Here is a 15968-nt window from a genome sequence, read left to right as displayed (position 1 = left end):
CAATGTGCTGTATGTTGTCGATATTTTCACTATTCCCGTGACGCAACATGAGCCATCCCAGCCAGTTCGATCTCCTGAAACAACGTCGCTTCGCGCCGTTTTTCTGGACCCAATTCCTCGGCGCTTTTAACGACAACCTGTTCAAGACCGCGCTGGTGGTGGCGCTGGCGTTCGAAGCGTCAAGCTGGACCAGCCTCGACCCATCGCTGATCACCAATCTGGTGCCCGGCTTGTTTATCTTGCCCTACGTGCTGTTTTCCGCCACTTCCGGCCAGATTGCCGAGAAGGTGGAGAAGGGCAGGCTGGCGCGCTTCATCAAATGGCTGGAAATTGGCATCATGGGCGTTGCCGCCGTCGGCTGGTTCACCCATACGCTGGCCTTGCTGATGATTGCCATCTTCGGCATGGGCATGCACTCGACCCTGTTCGGCCCTGTCAAATACGCCTACATGCCGCAGCACCTGAAACCGGAAGAACTCACCGGCGGCAACGGCATTGTTGAAATGGGCACGTTCGTCGGCATCCTGCTTGGCCAGGTATTTGGCGCGATCATCGTCAACCACAAGCCGGACGGCATCACCTGGCTCGCTGCCGCCACCGTATTCTTCGCTGTCGCAGGCCTGGTCACGGCACACGGCATCCCGAAAACGCCGGCGCCGCAGCCCGACCTGAAAGTGAACTGGAATCCCTTCACCGAATCGATCCGCAACCTGCGCTTCTCGGCCGGCAACCGTTCGGTCTTCCTCTCCATGTTGGGCAACTCCTGGTTCTGGTTCTATGGCGCGATCGTGCTGGCCCAGTTCCCGGTGTATGCCAAGGATTACCTGAAAGGCGACAACAGCGTCTTCGTGCTGTTGTTGACGATGTTCTCGCTGGGGATCGGTACCGGCTCACTGCTGTGCGAAAAGCTCTCCGGCCGCAAAGTGGAAATCGGCCTGGTGCCGTTCGGCTCCATTGGCCTGTCGGTGTTCGGCATCGACCTGTACCTGGCCAGTCAGGGCTACAGCGCACCAGGTGAGGTCAATGCCTACGCCATGGTCATGCTGCCCGGGGCATGGCGCATCATCTTCGACGTGGTGATGATCGGCGTGTTCGGCGGCTTCTTCATCGTCCCGTTGTTCGCACTGATCCAGTTGCGCGCCGATCCGCAGCACCTGTCGCGCACCATCGCAGGCATGAATATCCTGAACGCGCTGTTCATGGTGGTGGCAACCGGTGTGGCGATCCTGCTTTTGGACCAGGGCTTCACTATTCCGCAACTGTTCCTGGCCACGGCCATCATGAATGCCATTGTGGCAGCCTATATCTTCTCGCTGGTGCCCGAGTTCCTGATGCGCTTCCTGGCCTGGCTCCTGATCCATACCGTGCACAAGGTGAGGACAATCGATGCCGACCGCATTCCGGAAGAGGGCGGCGCTGTCCTGGTCTGCAACCACGTCAGCTACGTCGATGCGATCGTGATCGTGGCCGCCAGCCCGCGCCCGATCCGCTTCGTGATGGACCACCGCATCTTCAAGACCCCGTTCTTCGGCTGGATCTTCCGCACCGCCAAGGCAATCCCGATTGCGCCGGCCAAGGAAGACCCGTGGCTGATGGAGAAAGCCTTTGTCGATATCGCACAAGCGTTGCATGAGGGCGAACTGGTTTGCATTTTCCCGGAAGGTAAGTTGACCAGCACCGGCGAGATGAATGAGTTCAAGGGCGGCATCAGCAAGATCATCGAGCGCACCAAGGTGCCGGTGATTCCGATGGCGCTACGCGGCTTGTGGGGCCACCTGCTTAGCCGAAGCAAGGACGGCTTGCTGGAACGCGCCTTCCGCAAAGGTTTCCGTTCACAGCTCTCGCTGGCAGTCGGCCAGCCGGTCGAACCGACCGATGTCAGCCCGGAACTGCTGTATCGCCAGGTAGCAGAACTGAGGGGTGACTGGAAGTAGAGAAATGTCGCAAATGGTCTAAGCGGGCTACATACCTCTACATACAAAGGCGCCATCCCGGCGCCTTTGGTCCTTTTTACAATTGGTTTTCCAAAACTTTTGTGAGAAGGCAGTCAATGAAAACAATCCTGAGAACCGGCATCTCCGTCGCCATGCTGTCCCTGCTGGCGGCTTGCGGTGGCGGCAACGAGACTGAAAATCGTCCTAAACAGGTCTCGGCATCGGTGGACTTCGACAAGGATGGCGTTACTGGCTGGACCGGGAGTTCCTCCGACTATACGCCGGAGACTGCGCCGACCAATGTCGTCTTCGAGCAGCGCACGCTGCCGGCTCCGCTGACGGGCAAGGGTTACCTGGTTGGCGGCACCAATCGCAGCGACGACCTGTTCCTGTTTGTGAAGAAGCAGTTCTCGGGCCTGGCCAAGAACACCACCTACAACATTAACTTCACGCTCAAGTTTGCCAGCAATGCGCAAACGGGATGCATGGGTGTGGGCGGCGCGCAGGGCGAAGCGGTGTGGGTCTTTGCGGGCGCCACGGCCACCGAGCCAAAGGCGGTCACGGTCAACAACGCGATCCGCATGAATATCGATCGCGGCAACCAGGCCGAAGGCGGCAAGGAGGCGCAAGTGATCGGCAATATCGCGAACGGCCAGGCTTGCGGCACTGCCGTCTCCTATGCCAGCAAGACGTTGAAGAACGATAAGGCGCAGAAGGTGACGACCGACGCGAATGGCGCGGTGTGGATCATCCTCGGCATCGATTCGGGCTTCGAGGCCTATTCGCAAGTCTTCCTGCAGAGCATCCAGCTCGATGCGATTCCGGCGACGCTGTAATCACTGTTGACCTTCATGCAAAATTGACCTACTGTGTCGGCGGAGCGGAACCGCCAAGCCGGCCTGTCTTTGCCTGGTGCAGGGACAGCCTCTGCGGGGTTACCCCGCGGGATGTTTGATGTTCTGCATTTCGCCGCATGAGCCGCATTGCATTCCCAAGCAAGTCCGCTCACGCATCACGAGACTCGTTGACGGCTCTCCGCTCCTTTCAATTCATGGATATCGAAAAACTTGCCGCGCTGGCCCTTGCCGACACGATGCTGGCCACGGATGGCAGCCCGGAAAACCTGATCGCCGCGTGCCACCGCGTTTTCGACGCAACGCAGCCTTGGGCGCCCCAAGTATGCATGGCGCTTGTCTTGCGGACTGGCGAGGACTTCCATTCCTTCAGCCGGCACGAGCTGGCGGACATCCTTCTCGAACTTCTTGGACGCGGATATGCCGGCATCGACGAAGATGAACAGGGCGATGGCGATGAAGACCACGTGCAGCCCTTCATCGAATTGCCCGAGGTACGGCGCTATTGCGTTGCCCCGCCGCTCCGCCCACCAAAGCCGGCGTGGCTGGACGCTCTTGCACTGCCTGCGCTGCCGACGGTTGGCGCCCTGGCAGCCTGGCTCAACGAGCCTGTCGGTGCGCTGGGCTGGTTTGCAAACCAGTGGCGTATCGCGCGCGACGAGGAGTCTCGCCTTCAGCATTACCACTATCGCTGGGTGCCAAAGCGCAGTGGCGGCCTGCGACTGATAGAAATCCCCAAAGAGCGCCTGCGCCGCATCCAGCAAAAGGTCCTGCGCCACATCCTTGACCAGGTTCCACCGCACCCGTCTGCGCATGGCTTCCGGCGCGGACACTCCTGCGTCACGCACGCTGCGCGGCACGCTGGCCAGCGCGCCGTTGTCCGCATGGACCTGAAGGATTTCTTCCCAAACATCCAGTACTCGCGCATCCAGGCCTTGTTCCAAAAGCTCGGCTATCCGGAAAGCGTTGCAGGGATGCTTGCCCGCGTTTGCGTCAATCGGGCACCTCATGGGCTGTTCCGCGACAAGCAGGCCGGCGGTTCGCTGGCCTGGTCTGAACGTCAGGCTCTGAAATCGCCGCACTTGCCGCAGGGATCTCCGTGCTCGCCTGCGCTTGCCAATCTTTGCGCCTACCGGCTCGATATGCGGCTCGAATCATTGGCGCGATCGCTGGGCGCATCATATAGTCGCTACGCTGACGACCTGGCCTTCTCGGGCGGCGAGGAGTTTGCGCGGGCAGCGGAGCGCTTCCATATCCAGGCCGCGGCGATCGCACTGGAAGAAGGGTTTCGGGTGAACGCCCGCAAAACCCGCCTGATGCGCGAAGGGACGCGCCAGCAGGTAACGGGCATCGTCGTCAATGCGCATCCGAATATTGCGCGCAGCGAGTACGACAAGCTCAAAGCGACGCTGACCAATTGCGTGCGTCACGGCCCGGAGACCCAGAACCGCGAGAATCATCCCAACTTCCAGGCCTACCTGGCCGGCAGGATTTCTTACGTGGCGATGCTAAATTCGGCCCGCGGGACCAAGCTGCAGCGGCTTTTGGAACACATAGTCTGGCCAACTTGATTACAATGATTCATTCTTTTAAAGGGATCGATGCAACTTATGCACATCTGGGTAGATGCGGATGCATGTCCTTCCGTGATCAAGGAAATCCTGTTCCGCGTCGCGGACCGCACGCAAATCAACCTCACGCTGGTGGCTAACCAGTTGATCCGGGTGCCCGGCTCGCGCTTCATTCGCGCCCTGCAGGTTCCGGCGGGCGCCGACGCGGCCGATGCGGAAATCGTTGAGCGCGTAAGCGCCGGCGACATCGTCGTTACTGCGGATATCCCTCTCGCCGCCCTGGTGTTGGAGAGAGGGGGACTGCCACTGAACCCACGCGGCGAGTGGTACACCAAGGACACCATCGCGCAGCAGTTGACGATGCGAACCTTCATGGAGGAATTGCGCGGCGCCGGGGTTGATACGGGCGGCCCTGCCGCATTCAATCACGGCGACCGCCAGAATTTTGCCAATGCCCTCGATCGCGAGCTGGCACGTAGAAAGGTGTCCGGGCCAATCAGGTAGCCCGGGTGGGGGCGGCTCCGAGCGAAGGCTCACTTTGCTTCGAGGCCTTTAGCCAGTAGGTCGGCAACGACAGCGTTCAAATCGAGACCACGTTCGCTAGCCATAGCATGCAGGTGCTTCACCAGGTCGCTATTGAGTTTGACCGCGAACGGTACCAGTCCAAGTGCCTGATCGCGCTTGCGCTGTTCACGTTTGTCGACTACAGCGCTGCCGGAGGTGCCAAACGAAGGGGCGCCCGACGCCACCATTTTGCCCATCAGTTTTTTCGCATCGTTCTTTGCCAAGTCTGTTTTCTTCACATCGCTCTCCATTTCAAAGACGTCATTCTACGCGCTCAGGAAACATCGGCGTCAGGTTTGCTGCGATGACTACGATTTGCGCGCATAGACCTCATACGCGGAGAACACGATATGGCGAGCGATCGTGTCAACCTGACGCTCGCCTTTCTTCGCTGTTTTTCCGCGATGAAGCTATTTTTGAGTGGGGACAGCCGCGCGGCAACTTGACGGTAAAAGTCGTGCCTTCTTCCAGACTGGACGTCACTGCGACGGTCCCCCCGTGGGCGAGGACAATTTCCTGGGTAATATACAGCCCGAGCCCCATGCCGCTGCCTTGAACGTCGGAGTCTGAACGGGCATCGCCTCGGCGCAGCGGATCAAAAATGTGTGGGATGTCATCCTCAGGAATCGGGTCACCGCTATTGTGCACGGTCACGATGACGTGATCGGCCTCGCCGGATAGCGCGATATGGATGGGCATGCGCGCGTTTCCATGCTTGATTGCATTGCCGATAAGGTTGGAGAACACTTGTCCGATACGGGCGCTATCCCATTCGCCACCCGAGTCGCCCGTCGCATCGAATGAGATGACTTGGTCTGGGTGAAATGCATTTGCCTGGGCGACTGCTTGCCGGCCGATTTGCTCAAGATTGGACTGTTCACACTGGACCGACATGCCTCGCCCCAGGCGCGTACGGGTAAAGTCCAATAAGTCGTGAATCAATTGGCTCATTTGCTTGCTGCTGCTGTAGATCATCGCCGCGGCTTTGATATATCTGCTTTCTAAAGAGGTTCCCAGCATCAGAAACTGGGCCGACATGGTGATCGCGCCCAAAGGGTTGCGCAGATCGTGGCCCAAGGTACCGAGAAACACGTCTTGTGCCTGCCGGACCATGGACGAATAACGTGCCACGGACTCCGCGACCGCCTGGTCGATGGCCTCGTTGAAGCGGGTCATATCATCGAGCTCCGATTGCTCACCTGTGTCGGCACACTTGCTCCATAGCCGCAATACGCTGGCCCGAAGAGCACGAAATTCGGAAATCAAGTCTTCGATCGTGAATCCCGCACGGAGTCTCGCTGACGCATGTTGCACCGCCCCACTAGGTTCGTGCAGGTCACCTGTCGGGCCGCGCCCCCTCGACTTTTCAAATTGTTCTTCGGCGCTCTGGGGCCTTCTCAAGTCTTCGGCGATGGTGATGAGTATTTGGCGCGCATGATCGACCAGTTCCCTTTGGTCCATATCGCGGGCAATCGGAATTTGACGGGCATGGTCTTCCCACTCCCGTAGAATGCGGTCAAGGTTTTCGGTGATGAAATCCGACAGGCGCATGGCAGACTCCGATAAAAGCGCAACGTGCCTCCAATTTAACCACTTTGCCGTGACATGGCTCGCATGCTACGTCGCCATGCGTTGTTCAGGGCCTATGCAAATGCGGGCCGGCACTTTCGCGCCAGCCCGCGACGAAAAGTTATTCCTTTTCTGCAGTTGCTGCCAGTTCACCTGCCTTGATGGCGCTCATCAGGCCGAGCAAGGTGCTGAAAGCGTTGTTTTCCCCACCACCCATCTGGATTTGCGGCACCAGCGGAACCTTCGATGACTCGAACGCTTCAGCCAGTCGCAGCATTACCGTCTGCATCAGCTGCTTGTCGGCGCCTTCGCCTTGCATCGCTTCGGACTTGGCCTGGATCGCCGCAGCTTCCGCCTCACCCACGGAGCGGATTGCAGACGCGCGGCCAGAACCCTCCATTTCCTGCTTGAAGCGTTCGGCCTGCGCCAGCGCCTCGATTTCCTGGCGGCGCTTCTCGGCGGCTTTGACGTTTGCTGCGCCCTGGTTCTCCTTGATCGAGATGTCCACCAGCGATCCGGTCAGTTCCTTTTGCTTGGCGGCGCGCTGTTCGGCTTCGTTCAGTTCGCGCTCCTTGTCGGCGGCGATCTGCTTCTGCGCGAAGGTTTCTACCTGTTCGCGGGCAATCTGGCGGTCGCGAAGCTGGGCCATGATGTTCTCGATCTTGTTGTCGCCTTGCTGCGGCTTCGGCGTGCCGATCAAGACCTCCTGGAACTCCAGCGAGTAGGCCTGGAAGCGCTGCTTCATGTCTTCCGAGGCATTGTGCTGCAATTCGCTGCGCGACTGGATCAGTTCAATGAAGGTCTTGGTCTGCGAGACGTTCTTGAAATACGAGGACACCATTGGGTCTAGCGTCTGTTCCACAAGTTGCGCTACATTGCCGAAGCGCTGCACCACCATCGGGGCCTTGCGGTAGTCGATATGCACCACCACCGACAGCGGAAGCTGCGGTTCGAAGGCGTCCTTGGTAATCAGCGTGATCTCGCGCAGGTTCTTGTCGAAGTTGGAACCGCTTTCGCCCGATTTCCACATCAGTACGAAGTTCGTGGTCGGCACCAATTCGATCTTACCGGCATAGGTATTGAAGGCGTACTTGCCCGGCATGAGCGGGTCGCGCCACACGCCACGGCAGCCGCTTTCCACCAGCTCGCCGTGCGAGTACTCGGTGCCGGACAAATCAGCACCCTTACGGCCGGTGTAAGACACTACCACGCCGACGAAGCCGACCGGAATCACGGTCTTCTTGATGAACTCCACCGTCGCGAACAGGCGGTTGATGAAGTAGGTGCCTTCCACCAGCACGCGTTCCTGGCGGCCACGACGGCCACCGGCGGCAATGAACTTCTCAGGTTCCTGGTAGGAGTTGTGGGTATCGCCCACGTCCGGCGCCAGCAGTTCGTCCTTGAGCAGGCCAGGACCATCCTGCACGGTCACCACGGCCAGTTGGTCGGAATCGTGCGAGCCGGTGGTTTCCTTGATGACGACAGGCGTAAACCCGTTGCGGTCGTCGAGCAGGCCGCGCATTTGTTCGTAGTAGATTTTTTCCCTGGCGTCGAGCGACATCGAATACGTTGCTTCACCGGTCATCACTACAAACAGGGCTGGATTGATGATGTGCGTACCTTCGCGCAGGATCTTGCGCTGCGGCCCTTTCTGGCCGCCGTTATTGAGGAAAGCGCGCACGTCGCGGAAGTCGTCGATGTCGGAGTTGTCGGCCAGGGTCTGGCCCGCGGGCAGGTCGATACCGTCACGTGCGAAGACGTAGCCGATGGTGCCTTGGGTGACGGACACCATTGGGTGAATGTGGACGCGGTACTGGAACGGCGCGAAGAAGTGGAAACCGCCGCGGCGGAGTTCTGGCTGCAGGCCTGCTTCGCCATGCAGAGCGAGCAGCCCGCTTTGCACGGAGCCGGACGGGCTCCAGAGTTTTTCGACGACTCCGATACGGTCGTTCGGGATGTACTTGATGACGCCGGAAATCAACAACAGCAGCAATGCAGCAAACAGAATCGCTGTTACAACGATGAGGCCAAACAGCTGGCTTGACATACATACCTTTCGGTTGTGGATAAAGCAGGGAATACGAATGCGTCACGGCGACGCATGTAGGCGCGCGAAAAGTCAGCGTCGCGGCGGAGCCGTGATGGACAAAGAGGCAGGGTGGTTGGCATAAGCCAGCGGGAGGAACTGCGGTTGCGCGTTGAGCGCTGGTGACACGAGGTCGAACACGATTTTTTTTATTGCTCTTCAATGAGTGCGTGAAATCATTCTGGCACACCTTGATAAAAATTAAAGATGCTGCACTGCGATTAGAGTCATTTTTCTAATCAGATCGAGGCGAAGGTCGCAACCGAGGAAAGCAGCGTCGCGCCACAGCTCGTCTTGTCGCCTTCGTAGGCGACCGCTTTGCCGTTAACAAGATGGTTGCTGTTGCCGCTGGCGATGACACAGTTCTGGTGGCCAGCGATCGGACAGGTACAGCGATCGCCTACCAAGGCGACTGGCTTTCCGCTGATACGAAAGTGCGGGGCAGTCGTGGCCACTACCTTGCCACCATGTGAGGTCGGGTCACCAACGCGGATGACGTTTTTCATTTCGCGTCGCCAGTGTTTTTAGTGGCAGGCACCGTGGGCCGCTCGCGAATTGATCCGATTAGCCTGTCCCACAGCGCAATTGCTTCCTCATCGCTGATGCTTGGCGTTTTGGCTCCTTGAGTGTTTTCGTCAACGCCCGAATGGAGCGCCAGGTCCAGCACAGGCAGCATGGGGTTCATCGGCTCGCCGTGGCTGACGAATGCAAATTCGTGTGACTGGTACTCGTCTTTCTGGGCGGGTTTCCACGCCGCGATCTCAAATCCTTTCCAGCCTCCGATAGTTCGAGTTCCGCGCCTGAAGACCTTGATCCTCGAGTACCAATCTGCGCCCCCGCGCTTCCTCGCCTCTTGCTCGGCACCGACAACGCGCCACTCCAATCCATCAGACTCGACAAGAACGGGTTTAGCGGTCATGTCGATTGAAAAATGGACGTCGTTCAGCCTGACGCCAAGCGTTACGCGCTCAGTATTAAATTCATCGAGAGGAGCGATGAAGGCACCGTCGATGCACATACCTGGTGACGTTGGGATTTCGTCGTTAGCTCGGTGGTGGACTCTCTTGCTTATTGCATTTAAATGTGCCAACAGTTCTTGGTATTCATCAAGCTTTTTATAAGCGAAACTCCACGCAAGGAACAAGTCCTCACCGATTGGAGTGTAGGAACGAAGTTCGTATTCATCGTCATTTGACCCTCTCATTGCGAAGACAATCTTTTGGCCTGGAACTGCCCCATCGATGATGTTGCCGAGCATTGAGCCAACATCACTCAACCCAGTGCTCATGAGCTTCTTTTTCTCGGAAGTCTCTGCTTGATCTGCTTTCAAAATTGCGTCGAGCTTTGCAACCCCCGAGGGAATAACGGCGATGTCGGCGCCGAGGTAGGCAGGGCCATACACCACGTCCGCTTGGGCTGGGACATCAATGAGAAAGCGCCCGAGGCAATAGGTCTTTGTCTTTTCGAACCATCTCGAAATTTGATCATGCTTGGTTTTCATCTTAGCTCCGGAAGTTTTGTCGGCACCCGTTGCCTGAATAGGGGCTGCGGCCAGCATCCCAATCAGTGCGCTCAGAATCACGTCAGAAAATTTATGAGACATCGTTCCACCTCATCGTTTGAATGATCTTCACAAGCGAGTACAAAGTAGATCGAAGCGCAGCTTCATCCTTATAGCTATCTTGATGTTCATACCCTGATTGTCGAAATATCCCTTTCACTTTGCCGCTCTGGCGTTGATGATCTGAAGATCGCAGTGGTACTGTTTGATCACCGGCTCCTACGGATGGGCCGAGAGAGATTTTTATCGAACGTTTTTCTTGCGCGGTTTGGACCTTGAATCTGCCTTGCTGATTGTCTTCGGTAATGGCGAGATTTTCCCAGCCAAGATAAAGCTGGCCCTCCCCAACATTCCATTCGATGGTTTCCCAGGAGTTGCGGTCAATGCTAGAACCATAGTGTGCGTAGGTATTGGGGTGGAAGAAGTCCGCGATCATTTCGTGGAATTTTTGTGCAACCCCTAGATACCGAAATGTCCTGCTTATATTGACACCTTGTATTTTTGCTGGATTGAGCCATTCCTCCCGAATGAGACGGTACCACTCGGCGCGCAGCTTATATATTTCGTCGTAAGGGTTTCCATAAGCAGGGAGGCGCCTTATCAAGTTATTCCCCTGACGTATTTCTAACCAGCTGTTTCCATAAGCTGCACTCGGCAAGAGCTGCAATCCTCCTTGTGAATTGCCAAGGACTGCAGTGACCTCTGGTCCAAAGTTACCAAGTACTTTTGGGGCAGGGGCCCATCCGATCAGGCCCTCTTCAAAGCCACAACGCATTCGCCGGTACGCGGCGGGTGCGCCACGGGAAGGCATCACTCCATGCACGATGCCTTGGATTTTTTCCATGACCCCTCCAATCTCGGGATGCGCTAAAGCTCGGGCGACCAGCCCTCCCATGGAGTGTGTGACGACAATGACTTTCTCGCAGTGGAAGCCATTGGAGGAATATTCGGCGATCAATGCATTGATGCGTACAGCGATCTTCGTGGCCGAGATCGCGTTAGATTCAAGCCAGTTGTACCCCATTGCATGGACAGGGAACCAAGCCGACGAAAGGGCGTCTTTGATATCGTTCATGCTTAGTGGAGGAAGAACAGGTGTATCGGCGGCTTGCCAACTCCGTGGAGAATGAGTAGCGATGTCTTTCCAGACTTCGTCGATGTCTGGAGCGTTTAATTTCGATTCACACTGTTCAAGAAGAATGCGATAGCTTGAATATAGAATTTCCTGCCATCCGCGACGCTTTGCTTTTTCCTTTTTTGATAGGTTTGGTATGACTGTAGCTGGATCATCAGTGAGGAGCGGGGAGTTGGGAGTAAACGGAAGGTCGACGTCCAGTCTCCCAATCCTATGTCTGTCATCGGACGATTCCTTTCGCGTGCCCGTTGGGCTTCTGCCGTTGTCATATGTATCAACCTCAGTCGCGTCTGGGTCCAGCGCTAGCTGACGATACGCTGGCGTCACCCACATATAGTCTAGCGCCTCACCTTTCCTGTCTGGCCGCCATGCAATGTTGTTCTCTTTCTTGAGAGTCCACTGCCTTGGCTGTGACATGCGAAGGTTTGATCCCATGATGCCCGGTAAGAAAACGATGGGTATCACCTTCTTGGGTGGAACGACGAAACGCTGGGGGCGTTTGTCCTCTTTGGGCGTGCAAAAGCCTTCTGACTTGGAGCCGCCGGTTTCGGGGCGAATGGGCAGTTGGATTGACATGCGTCACCTAGTCGAGAAGTTCGATCGAATATTTTTCGAATGCAGTCTTCGTTGAGAAGCGTTCCGTTAAACCGTTTGCGTCCGTTATTCCTTCGATGATCTTGCCGGCTTCGAGTTCGATTCGGTACCTTCGCCCGGCAATCGGCGTATCGGAGCGAAGGTCGGTAACCACGACTTGCTGGTCATGCTCGGCCTCGGTAGATGGGACTTGCATTTTTTCGGGGTTTCCATCGCCACCATTGAGGTGCTCGAATTTCGAGGACTTGATCGTATGTGGACCATTGCTTTGCTGGATGATCTTCCCGCCACCGCAATCGATTTGTGTTCCCTGTGAGACCATCTTGATCTTTGGAGAATGCAGTTCAATGCCATCGTTTGCGATTAGCTTGATAGCCTTGGAAGATGCGATCACAATGCTTCCGTCGTGCGATTCTATTTTCACGTCGCCACTTGCTGCGATCAGCTTCATTCCGATTTTGCTTGCCAACATGCTGATGCCCTTAGCCGCTCTTGCGAAGAGGCCTCCTCCGGCACCAATGCTGGTATTGCCTACGCTGTTGGCAAACAGGTCGGTCTGTGCAGCAAGCGCTATCGCGTCCGAGCTCCCTGCAATAATTCCTGCAGCGGCCGAAATCGCCACGATCGGCTCGCCACCTTTCCGATCCCAACTCTCCAACTTATCGGTCAAGGAATTAAGTGAAGCATTATCGTTGTGGTCGTCTGAATGCGTGTCGGCAATTGATGAAAGATGCGAAGAGACGTTCTTGGCAAGAGTCGCAACTGCCTGAAGCTGGTCTCGGTCCAGGATTTCCCTTTTCGGATCGTTGAAACGATTAGCTGCGATCAAGATTCCTGCTTCTCCGCGGATGGAGACCGCCAGTTCACTCCTTAGTTCGGTGCCTTCGCCACGGGGATAGGCGGACCCGTTAGCCCGATCGGAAGTCAGAAAGCCAAGGTTCAATTGGCTGCCACCGTGTTCGCTCGCCAACTGTGCGCTGATTTCATTTGAGGTGTCGTCGAAACGAAGCTGGTTTCCTCTGATGCCAAAAATCTCGCGGCTTCGGATGCCGGACAGGTAGCGATTTATCGGCAGGCTACCGTCGCGGCTCATGGCAGGAGGCTGTCCCCTTTGATTGAACAGTTGCCCAACTATGACTGGCTTATCCGGGTCGGCGCCCAGGAATGCGACCAGAACTTCGCTCCCAATCCGGGGAAGCCCGAGGTATCCGCATTGGAGCTGAGGCCCGGGGCCGTTGCCTGCCCAATTGCTGGCGACGCGAACCCATGCGGAATCCACGTCGCTTTCAGATGCTCCCGCGCCCTGTGCGTGTCGATGATCGGCACTTCTGGCCATGCGAAACCGAATTTTTACGCGGCCCAGTTTGTCGCAGTGCACTTCCTCGCCGGGTGGTCCAACGACAACTGCGCTTTGGATTGGTATGTTGGGGAGGTCGGTACGCGCATCGTACAAAGGAACTATCGGGATGTCGCGCCGAATGGCGTCGAAACTGACCGCGACGCGAGTACCGTACTGTGCGTGGTCAAGCCCAGGCAGATCTGCGGTTTGCATCCAACGGTTGCGAGAAAGCAGTCGCCGCATCCGCTCGGTCAATTCTTGCGGCAGGTTGTTTGAGACTGCAAGCTGCAAGGATGTCACCACAAAATCGCAATCGCGTCCGGAGTGCCCATCGATCTCCGGATGCCCTTCCAGCGTAAAGTACTCGCCCACGCAAAGGTCGCGAACGCTGCCCGCGCCGTGAAAACACTTGGATTCCAAATCATGATGGTTGATGGCTAGCTGGCCTAGTTGACAGAGGTCTTCGTGGTCGTTACAAGCGTGCGGAGGCAGCACCTGATAGTCGTCGAGCGTAGCGGACAGCTCATCGGCTGTTTTGCCTTGCCTGATGTTGCTGTTTGCCGTGGAAGTCAAGAAGTCCGCATTATCGGGTTGCTTAAAGTCCCAACTGAAGCGCGTCACTTTGGATGGTTGTAGCGTGCGGCTCGCGCACCAGGAGGTGATTGTGTCGCGATCCTCGGTGGCTGCGTCGCGGTGGTAGCGAATGGTGCCGGCAGTACTCGGCCTTAATCCGCCAGGATCGTTAAACAGCACCATCGTATGCGACGGGTGCTGTTCCTGGTCCGGTCGAAAGAACCAGGCAACGCCGCGCCGCTTGAGCATGCGGCGTATAAATGCGGCATCCGATTCGTTGTACTGCATGGTGAATTCGCGTTGTGAAAAATTGGCATTCGCAAGAACTGCGTCCAGCTCATACCTGAAACAGGTGCCTATGATGGGATTGGTCTGGATCCATTCGTCGAGAATGAGCTGCACGATCTCCAGCTCGTTCTTGTTGCGAAATACGCGGGTGTTTGTGCGTTTTTCCATAATGGATAAGGCATCGCGCAGCACAAGTTGATAGCTGGCTAGTCCGCCGTCGCTGTCGCCGGCTCGGACCTCCGTGACGATGCCGCATACGCTGCGCAAATTTCCACGATCGGTGACGAGGTCTACCGCCACCGGCAGTGCGATCAGCTCCTTCAACGGAATATAGGCATCGAGGGAAACGCAAAAAATGCGGTATTCCACGACCCCGCAAATTGATTCGCTGCCGTTAATGCACTGGGGCAGCAGCACATCCTCCAGCATCTGCGTGTGATGGGCCAAACGCAGGCGAAGGGGACGATTGTCCGTTAGCAGGTCCTTGTCTTGCTGGAAGAAGCTGAGCAGGGCATTGTCCACTTTTTCGCTCCCATCGCCTGGTTAACGCTGCAGCTCATGTTTGCACACGTAAAGAATGTCGACATTGATCTTCGGCAAAGTCCTAATTACTGACTCGCTGGTCATATTTTTGAATCATGTTAGAATGATCGTTCATTCTAAGTCTTCCGGGAAAAAAAGATGAAAAACATGCAAAAGAATTTCATGCTGCTGGGTGCGGCTGCCGTGGCAGCCGCAATGGTCGCTGGATGCGGCGGCAAACAGGCTGGCCCAGCCCAGGGGAGCGCCCAGCAGGCGCCGGAAGTAGCGGTCTTCACCGTGGCTCCGCAAGCGCTGGCCATGAGCACCGAACTGCCGGGCCGCACCGCTGCCTACCAAGTCGCTGAGGTGCGGCCACAGGTGGGTGGCCTGATCCAGAAGCGCCTGTTCACTGAGGGGGCGGACGTGAAGGCCGGCGTTCAGCTTTACCAGATCGATGCGGCGACCTATGAGGCCGCGTTCAATTCCGCCAAGGCCAACCTGGCCAAGGCCAAGGCCAACCTGGCTGCCGCCACGCCGAAAGTCGCCCGCTATAAAGAGCTGGTGGCAATCGAAGGCGTGAGCCGCCAGGACTATGACGATGCCGTCGCCGCCCACGAGCAAGCCAGGGCCGAAGTGGAAGCGGCACAAGCCGCAGTCGATTCGGCGCGCATCAACGTGGAATACACCAAGGTGGCATCGCCGATCTCCGGCCGCATCAGCCGCTCCAACGTGACCCCGGGCGCGTTGGTAACTGCTGGCCAGGCCACTGCGCTGACTACCGTGCAGCAACTGGACCCGATCTATGTTGACGTGACCCAGTCCAGCGAAGAACTACTGCGCCTGAAGCGCGAAATGGATAGCGGCTCGCTCAAGAAGGCCAATGGCCAGGCGGCAGTGACGCTGCTGCTGGCCGATGGCAGCAAGTACGCCTTGCCCGGCAGGCTGCAGTTCTCCGATGTGAGCGTTGACCCGGGCACCGGCAACGTGACCCTGCGCGCGCTGTTCCCGAACCCGAAGCATGACCTGCTGCCGGGCATGTTCGTGCGCGCGGTGCTGGAAACGGGCGTCAGCGAGCAAGCCATCGCCGTGCCGCAAATGGGCGTGACCCGCAACCCGAAAGGCGAAGCGACGGCCTTGGTGCTGAACAAGGAAGGCAAGGTTGAACAGCGCGTGCTGCAAACCGGCGGCACCATCGGCGACAAATGGCTGGTGAAGTCCGGCCTGGTTGCCGGCGACCGCGTCATCGTTGAAGGCCTGCAGAAAGTGAAGCCTGGTGGCGAGGCGCATGCCACGAGCGCCGTGGTGGCAAATAACACCCCCGGCACCGCCACGACTGCGGCTGCCGGCAAGCCAGCCGTCGCGGCTCGCTAAAGCGGAG

At 57.4% G+C, this 15968-nt stretch carries 12 protein-coding genes; 5 read left to right on the top strand and 7 right to left on the bottom strand.

Going from position 1 to position 15968, the window contains the following annotated elements; genetic code table 11:
• Nucleotides 1-47 precede the first annotated feature (47 nt).
• The 4 genes from ACN9MZ_RS22125 (at nt 48) to ACN9MZ_RS22110 (ending at nt 4863) form a co-directional block, all read left to right on the top strand.
• Complete coding sequence (locus tag ACN9MZ_RS22125) at nt 48-1934, top strand: MFS transporter (protein ID WP_426339046.1); 1887 nt, start codon at nt 48-50, stop codon at nt 1932-1934.
• 116 nt (nt 1935-2050) lie between these two features.
• On the top strand, nt 2051-2770 hold the full coding sequence (locus ACN9MZ_RS22120) for a hypothetical protein (protein ID WP_426339045.1): 720 nt from the start codon (nt 2051-2053) through the stop codon (nt 2768-2770).
• 137 nt (nt 2771-2907) lie between these two features.
• Nucleotides 2908-4359, top strand: coding sequence for a reverse transcriptase family protein (locus tag ACN9MZ_RS22115; RefSeq protein ID WP_426339044.1), 1452 nt, complete (start codon nt 2908-2910; stop codon nt 4357-4359).
• A gap of 39 nt (nt 4360-4398) precedes the next feature.
• Nucleotides 4399-4863 (top strand): YaiI/YqxD family protein, encoded by a 465-nt coding sequence (locus ACN9MZ_RS22110; protein WP_426339043.1) that lies wholly within the window; start codon nt 4399-4401, stop codon nt 4861-4863.
• A 29-nt stretch (nt 4864-4892) separates the two neighbouring features.
• On the opposite strand, the gene ACN9MZ_RS22105 is transcribed toward ACN9MZ_RS22110, so the two are convergent.
• The 7 genes from ACN9MZ_RS22105 to ACN9MZ_RS22075 form a co-directional block, all read right to left on the bottom strand.
• Nucleotides 4893-5162: a hypothetical protein gene (locus tag ACN9MZ_RS22105; protein WP_426339042.1), complete on the bottom strand. Its 270-nt coding sequence runs from the start codon at nt 5160-5162 to the stop codon at nt 4893-4895.
• Nucleotides 5163-5289: 127 nt separating this feature from the next.
• Nucleotides 5290-6474: an ATP-binding protein gene (locus ACN9MZ_RS22100; RefSeq protein WP_426339041.1), complete on the bottom strand. Its 1185-nt coding sequence runs from the start codon at nt 6472-6474 to the stop codon at nt 5290-5292.
• 139 nt (nt 6475-6613) lie between these two features.
• The gene (locus ACN9MZ_RS22095; protein ID WP_426339040.1) at nt 6614-8539 is read right to left on the bottom strand and encodes an SPFH domain-containing protein; all 1926 of its coding nucleotides are present in this window, start codon (nt 8537-8539) and stop codon (nt 6614-6616) included.
• Between the two features lie 278 nt (nt 8540-8817).
• Nucleotides 8818-9084: a PAAR domain-containing protein gene (locus ACN9MZ_RS22090; RefSeq protein ID WP_426339039.1), complete on the bottom strand. Its 267-nt coding sequence runs from the start codon at nt 9082-9084 to the stop codon at nt 8818-8820.
• Nucleotides 9081-10181, bottom strand: coding sequence for a T6SS immunity protein Tli4 family protein (locus tag ACN9MZ_RS22085; protein WP_426339038.1), 1101 nt, complete (start codon nt 10179-10181; stop codon nt 9081-9083). The genes ACN9MZ_RS22090 and ACN9MZ_RS22085 overlap by 4 nt, the downstream gene beginning before the upstream one ends.
• Nucleotides 10171-11850 carry a hypothetical protein gene (locus ACN9MZ_RS22080; RefSeq protein WP_426339037.1) on the bottom strand — a complete coding sequence of 560 codons (1680 nt, stop codon included), beginning with the start codon at nt 11848-11850 and terminating at the stop codon, nt 10171-10173. The genes ACN9MZ_RS22085 and ACN9MZ_RS22080 overlap by 11 nt, the downstream gene beginning before the upstream one ends.
• Before the next feature lie 7 nt (nt 11851-11857).
• Nucleotides 11858-14590: a type VI secretion system Vgr family protein gene (locus ACN9MZ_RS22075; RefSeq protein ID WP_426339036.1), complete on the bottom strand. Its 2733-nt coding sequence runs from the start codon at nt 14588-14590 to the stop codon at nt 11858-11860.
• 168 nt (nt 14591-14758) lie between these two features.
• On the opposite strand from ACN9MZ_RS22075, the gene ACN9MZ_RS22070 reads away from it, so the two are divergent.
• On the top strand, nt 14759-15961 hold the full coding sequence (locus ACN9MZ_RS22070; protein ID WP_426342943.1) for an efflux RND transporter periplasmic adaptor subunit: 1203 nt from the start codon (nt 14759-14761) through the stop codon (nt 15959-15961).
• The last annotated feature ends 7 nt before the right edge of the window (nt 15962-15968 follow it).

It is taken from the genome of Pseudoduganella sp. S-14, assembly GCF_049913285.1.
GTDB lineage: Bacteria > Pseudomonadota > Gammaproteobacteria > Burkholderiales > Burkholderiaceae_D > Rugamonas.
The sequence above is the reverse complement of the archived record's forward strand: the minus strand, read 5'-3'. Positions and strand labels throughout refer to the sequence as shown.

Bases quoted from the DNA above. Each gene is read 5' to 3' on its own strand.
- ACN9MZ_RS22120 (WP_426339045.1), top strand. From the start codon at position 2,051: ATGAAAACAATCCTGAGAACCGGCATCTCCGTCGCCATGCTGTCCCTG.
- ACN9MZ_RS22090 (WP_426339039.1), bottom strand. From the start codon at position 9,084: ATGAAAAACGTCATCCGCGTTGGTGACCCGACCTCACATGGTGGCAAG.
- ACN9MZ_RS22100 (WP_426339041.1), bottom strand. From the start codon at position 6,474: ATGCGCCTGTCGGATTTCATCACCGAAAACCTTGACCGCATTCTACGG.
- ACN9MZ_RS22080 (WP_426339037.1), bottom strand. From the start codon at position 11,850: ATGTCAATCCAACTGCCCATTCGCCCCGAAACCGGCGGCTCCAAGTCA.
- ACN9MZ_RS22125 (WP_426339046.1), top strand. From the start codon at position 48: ATGAGCCATCCCAGCCAGTTCGATCTCCTGAAACAACGTCGCTTCGCG.
- ACN9MZ_RS22085 (WP_426339038.1), bottom strand. From the start codon at position 10,181: ATGTCTCATAAATTTTCTGACGTGATTCTGAGCGCACTGATTGGGATG.
- ACN9MZ_RS22110 (WP_426339043.1), top strand. From the start codon at position 4,399: ATGCACATCTGGGTAGATGCGGATGCATGTCCTTCCGTGATCAAGGAA.
- ACN9MZ_RS22115 (WP_426339044.1), top strand. From the start codon at position 2,908: ATGAGCCGCATTGCATTCCCAAGCAAGTCCGCTCACGCATCACGAGAC.
- ACN9MZ_RS22070 (WP_426342943.1), top strand. From the start codon at position 14,759: ATGCAAAAGAATTTCATGCTGCTGGGTGCGGCTGCCGTGGCAGCCGCA.
- ACN9MZ_RS22095 (WP_426339040.1), bottom strand. From the start codon at position 8,539: ATGTCAAGCCAGCTGTTTGGCCTCATCGTTGTAACAGCGATTCTGTTT.